The 2,384-nt window shown below is 68.7% G+C and carries 4 protein-coding genes and 1 pseudogene; 4 read left to right on the forward strand and 1 reads right to left on the reverse strand.

Annotated elements, in window-relative coordinates:
* A pseudogene (locus tag I0Q12_RS10415) lies at window positions 1-332 on the forward strand (hypothetical protein); the annotation flags it as partial.
* 71 nt (window positions 333-403) lie between these two features.
* Here I0Q12_RS10415 and I0Q12_RS10420 read toward each other — a convergent pair.
* Entirely contained in the window at window positions 404-736 is a 333-nt protein-coding gene (locus I0Q12_RS10420; protein ID WP_197251850.1) for a hypothetical protein, read from the reverse strand.
* A gap of 182 nt (window positions 737-918) precedes the next feature.
* On the opposite strand from I0Q12_RS10420, the gene I0Q12_RS10425 reads away from it, so the two are divergent.
* The 3 genes from I0Q12_RS10425 to I0Q12_RS10435 all read left to right on the forward strand — a co-directional run.
* The gene (locus I0Q12_RS10425) at window positions 919-1,257 is read left to right on the forward strand and encodes an RNA polymerase-binding protein RbpA (protein ID WP_197251851.1); all 339 of its coding nucleotides are present in this window, start codon (window positions 919-921) and stop codon (window positions 1,255-1,257) included.
* 251 nt (window positions 1,258-1,508) lie between these two features.
* The gene (locus I0Q12_RS10430; protein WP_197251852.1) at window positions 1,509-1,859 is read left to right on the forward strand and encodes a chorismate mutase; all 351 of its coding nucleotides are present in this window, start codon (window positions 1,509-1,511) and stop codon (window positions 1,857-1,859) included.
* A 7-nt stretch (window positions 1,860-1,866) separates the two neighbouring features.
* Window positions 1,867-2,384: aminodeoxychorismate/anthranilate synthase component II (locus I0Q12_RS10435; protein WP_197251853.1), on the forward strand; the 518-nt coding region annotated here is incomplete at its 3' end.

The raw sequence follows: 2,384 nt of genomic DNA on the forward strand, positions 1-2,384 counted from the left end.
CCCGTCGAGGACCTGCTGGTGAACATCTACCAGTCCGGCACCCCGGCCCGAACGTCAACCCGGACGTCGCGATCGGGCAGCTGAAGATCTTCGTCGCCCCCACCATCCCGGTGCAGCCCGCCCGCGCCGACCTGAAGTTCGTGTGGCTGAACATGGACAACTTCCGCGGCGGCATCGAAACGCTCGACGACACAGTCAACGGCGTACCCCAGCTGTCGAAAACCGTGAACACCGGAACCGGACCGGTCCTGTCCGCCTTGTTCGGGTCCGTGGAATACGTCAACGGCACCTTCTGCCAGGTCGTGTACACGATGGGCGGCTTCTTCGCCTGACGGCGAGGGGGCGGCTTCTCCGCCCGACGGCGACAGCGGGTGGCTTCCGCGTCCGAGAAGGACGGGGCGGGTCAGCGGATCCGCTCGGCGGCGCGGGCCACCCGCAGCAGCTCGGCACACAGTTCGGTCAGCTCTGTAGTGTCCGCGCCCTCGGCGACCGCGGTCGCGACGTCCTCGGCGGCGCACCGCACCTCGAACGCCCGGTCGGCGAGCGCGACCGCTTCCTCCGCCGAGAGCACCACCGCGCCGTCGGGCAGACCGGCCTCGCGGGTCAGGGACCGCTGCTCGTAGGCGCGTTGCCGGCACGAGCGGCGGCAGTACCGGCGCCGGCGGCCCACCCCGGCATCGGGGACCGGGCGCCCGCACCAGAGGCAGGTCTCCGGTTTGCGCTCACGTCCGGTCATGGGCCGACACCTTACCGGGGCCGGGCACGCGGCCGGTAAAATGATGCCTCCCCGCTGCGCCGCGGGCTGCGGGAACGGATTCGCCCGCGTCGACGTTGTGCATACAGGACGCATCGACGCCCGGTCGTTGCTCGCCGTCCGACGGCGGCCCCCGGGCGGAGCACACAAGAGAGGACACCACCATGGCAGATCGTGTACTGCGAGGCAGCCGGCTCGGAGCGGTGAGCTACGAAACCGATCGGGACCACGATCTGGCGCCACGCCGCATCGCGCGATACCGCTGCGACAACGGCGAGGAATTCGACGTACCGTTCGCCGACGACGCCGAGATTCCCGGCACCTGGATCTGCAAGAACGGCCTCGAAGGCACGCTCGTCGAAGGCGCCGCACCGGAGCCGAAGAAGGTCAAGCCGCCGCGGACCCACTGGGACATGCTGCTCGAGCGCCGCTCGATCGAGGAACTCGACGAGCTGCTCAAGGAGCGCCTCGAACTGCTCAAGACCAAGCGTCGCGGAGCCTGATCCCGGACGACCGAAACTCCGCCGAATGCCGCCCCGTGGCACCGTCCACGCGGCGGCATTCGTCGTCTTTCCCGACGGTGTGTGAAGGCCGCGACGCGGGCACGCCACAAAACGGTCAATCGAAGGCATCATGATCGTTTCGCGTGTAATCATGAGCGCACTCCGATCGATATTCGAAAGCGACGACTCGTACGTGCGAATCGGAAATTCCGCAGGGAATTCCGTGTTTGCTGCACCAGGGAGTGACGGCCATGAACGACAACCACGCACCGGATCCGGAAGTGGAACTCGCCAGGCTGCGCGCCGAATTGGACCACGTGGACGGCAGATTGCTCGACGACGTCCGCGACCGGCTGAACATCATCGCGCGGATCGCCGATCTCAAACAGCGCCACGCCATCCCCGTGCTGCAACCGGCACGGATGCAGCAGGTCCACGAGCGCGCCGCGAACTACGCCCACCGCCACGGTCTGTCCATCGAATTTCTGCACGACCTCTACGCGTTGCTGATCGACGAGGCCTGCCGGGTCGAGGACCTGCTCGTCGACGGCGACCCCCCTGCCCGCCAGCGCCTCGCCGATGTCGGCGAGAACCGGAGCTGAGGCCGCCATGCCCATCGACGCACGGCCCACCCGCACCCTGCTCGTCGACAACTACGATTCGTTCACCTACAACCTCTACAGCCTGCTCGCCGAGGTCAACGGCGTGCCGCCGACCGTGGTCACCAACGACACCCCGTGGGACCACATCGACCCGGCCCGGTTCGACAACATCGTCGTCTCCCCCGGACCCGGCCGCCCCGACCGCCCCCGCGACTTCGGGATCAGCGCGCGGGCACTGCTCGACGGCGGACTGCCCGTGCTCGGTGTCTGCCTCGGTCACCAGGGCTTGTGCCACCTGTTCGGCGCGCCGGTCGTGCGGGCTCCCGAACCGGTGCACGGACGCCTGGCCCGGATCGTGCACACCGGCACCGGGCTGTTCGCCGGTCTGCCCCCACGCTTCGCCGCGGTGCGCTACCACTCGCTGATCGTCGAGCAGGTCCCCGACGCACTCGAAGCGGTCGCCTGGACCGAGGACGGTCTGCTCATGGGGGTGGCCCACCGCACCCGACCCTTGTGGGGGGTGCA

This window comes from Rhodococcus sp. CX (genome assembly GCF_015865005.1).
GTDB lineage: Bacteria > Actinomycetota > Actinomycetes > Mycobacteriales > Mycobacteriaceae > Rhodococcus.